Here is a 2,527-nt window from a genome sequence, read left to right as displayed (position 1 = left end):
TTTGTACGTCCAGATCGGCATGATAGGACCGGCCTGTCCCGCCTGCGTCAGAAAATATAAGCACGCGCTTCTCGCCGTCCATAAAGCTCTGAGCTTCGATTAAATTCGACCGCGCCGTGCGGCGTTCGAGACGTTGACGTCCGTCGCTGCCATTTACAAGCCTGCGGGTCCGGCCCGTCACTTCGGCAACATGATCTGTTCCAAAACGTTCGATTACCGCATCAAGCGCCGCCCAAATGGGCGGAAGCGCGCACAGCTTTTCGATCATCGCGTCTCTTGCCTGAACGGCGCGCGGGCAGAGGACTGGATGGCCTTCCGAAGTGGACATAGGCTCTGATCGCAAGTTGCCGTCATCATCGAGGAACACCTGCATCAAACGGACCGGAAAACTTTTGGCCAGATAATCAATGACATATTCGCGCGGGGACAGGTCGATATCAAGCTGCTCGCGTTCTTCAGCACTGAGATCGGCAAGTCTGCGGTTGAGCATTGCCTCGGCGGTCGAGACAAGCTGCACAACGGCGGAATGTCCCTCTTCCAATGCCTGTTCGATCGCCGGGAGCAGGCTGGGAAGTTTCATCGATAGCAGCAGCTGCGCGAAGAAACGCTGCTTGGTACCCTCGAATATCGAAAGCGCCGCTGCTTTTGCATTTCGGTTAAGCGTATCGCCGCTATCCTCATCAACGATCCGCGTGGCTTCAAGGGCCGCCTCGAGATTCTTGTGAATAATCGCCCAAGCCCCGGCATAACTATCGTAAACCGATATTTGTTCCTTGGTCAGTTCATGTTCGAGAAGCTCATATTCAACGCCCGCGAAGGACAAGGCGCGGGCCAGATAGAGACCTTGGGATTTAAGGTCGCGCACGACCAGTTCCATCGCAGAAATACCGCCCGCTCGGATATCGGTGAGGAACGTGTCATAATTGGGAAAGGCGGTTTCCGGTCCCCACAATCCAAGACGCGCCGCATAACCAAGGTTGGCAATATCAGATGCGCCGGTTGCTGATGCATATAATACTCGCGCGCTGGGCAGAAGATTTTGAAGACGCAGACCTGCAATGCCCTGTTCGGATCCTTTGACTTTGCCGCGGCTTCCCGTTCCCCCCAGCGCACCCGCCATCGCATGAGCTTCATCAAAGGCTATGACGCCATCAAATTCCTGCCCTGCCCATTCCAATATTTGAGCAAGTCTAGTCGTATCCATCCTGCCCGAGCGCAGCGTTGGATAGGTGACAAATAAAATCCCGCCTGACATTGAAATCGGCCTTCCCAGCTTCCAGCTCGAAAGCGACTGGATATCAAGCGGCAAGCCGCCGAGCGCGGACCAGTCCCGGCGGGCGTCCTCAAGCAAGGTCTCGTTTTGGTAATCCAGATATGACGGCAATGACCCTGCAGCCACCGGTCCATGATGACACTAGCAATCTCTCGGCCCTTCCCCGCGCCAGTTCCATCACCTAGGAAGAAGCCAGTCCGATAACAGAAACCCTCTTCGGACGGTTCCAGCCCAGAGCCTTTGTTGATTGGCCTGTAAGTACCGGGCAAATCGCGGGCGAAGGCGTTTACTGCATAAATAAGCGTTTCGCATTGTGCATCGGAAAGAAGCTGTTTCTCCCGCCAGTCTGCCGGAACCAATGGCTGGTGCTGCGGGACTGGCGCAGCAACAGACCCCATCGCTACCGATTCCACCAGCGGTGTCGGGTGAACGGGAGCATTGGCGATTGATATCCGGCTTGGCCGATAGGCTAGATAAATGCCTTTTTGCTCCGGCGTTGGTGCCGCATCGCCGAGAACTTCAAAGATGAGTTTTTCGGATATTTGCGAGTCTGGAGAGGATTTGGAAACTGGCGCGACAGGGCGTTTCGAACGATCGTTCGATACCAGCGCGAATGGCTTTGCATTGGACCTGGAAGTTTGCGCCGTTGGTTTGGAGGTAGCGCGAGCGGGCAAAGCACAGCAGGCTCTGTACAAACCCTCAAAATCAGCGATGTCGATTGGTGTTACGCATTGCTCGGAAACAAATTTATCGAAGACCACCAGGCGCACGGTGATGCCGGTTCCCCGGCGGGCGAAAGATCGCATGATGCGCGCATCCAAACGCAGAGCGCAGGGAGCAGGATCGTTTTTAGCAAATATGGTCGCGTCAAAGCCTTCGGGCATGATCGCGACAAGCCGTCCGCCTGGCGCCAGACGCCGCCAGGCAGAGCGCAAGTGCCGCAGGGCTGAGCGGTAGTCTTTGCCCCGTTCTGCGCTACGGGCAAATGGCGGGTTCATTATGACAAGATTTGGATTGTGGCGCGGTGGAAGCAGTTCGTCGATCAGCTCGCCATCGTGTGAGGAGAGCGGAGCGCCCGGAAACAGCTCGTTTAGACACGCACCGCGCAGGCCGTCGATCTCATTGAGGATTAGCTTCGCGCCAACAAGATGCGGCCAGATGGCGAGAATTCCCGTTCCCGCGGATGGCTCGAGTACGATATCTTCGGGCTTTGTGCCCGCTGCCAAAGCCATAGCCCAGGCAAGCCGGGCGGGG

The 2,527-nt window shown here is 56.5% G+C and carries 1 protein-coding gene and 1 pseudogene; both read right to left on the bottom strand.

The annotated features are described in order from the left end of the window. Positions 1-268, bottom strand: a 268-nt coding sequence (locus C8024_RS23335; protein WP_367947271.1) for a strawberry notch C-terminal domain-containing protein, incomplete at its 3' end; no start/stop codon positions are given. A 543-nt stretch (positions 269-811) separates the two neighbouring features. Next, positions 812-1,671, bottom strand: a pseudogene (locus tag C8024_RS23330) (strawberry notch family protein); the annotation flags it as partial. Between the last annotated feature and the right edge of the window lie 856 nt (positions 1,672-2,527).

Origin of the sequence: Sphingopyxis sp. BSNA05 (assembly GCF_013265645.1) — a bacterium.
In the GTDB taxonomy this organism is placed as follows: Bacteria; Pseudomonadota; Alphaproteobacteria; order Sphingomonadales; family Sphingomonadaceae; genus Parasphingorhabdus.
This window is presented reverse-complemented; position numbering and strand designations above follow the sequence as displayed.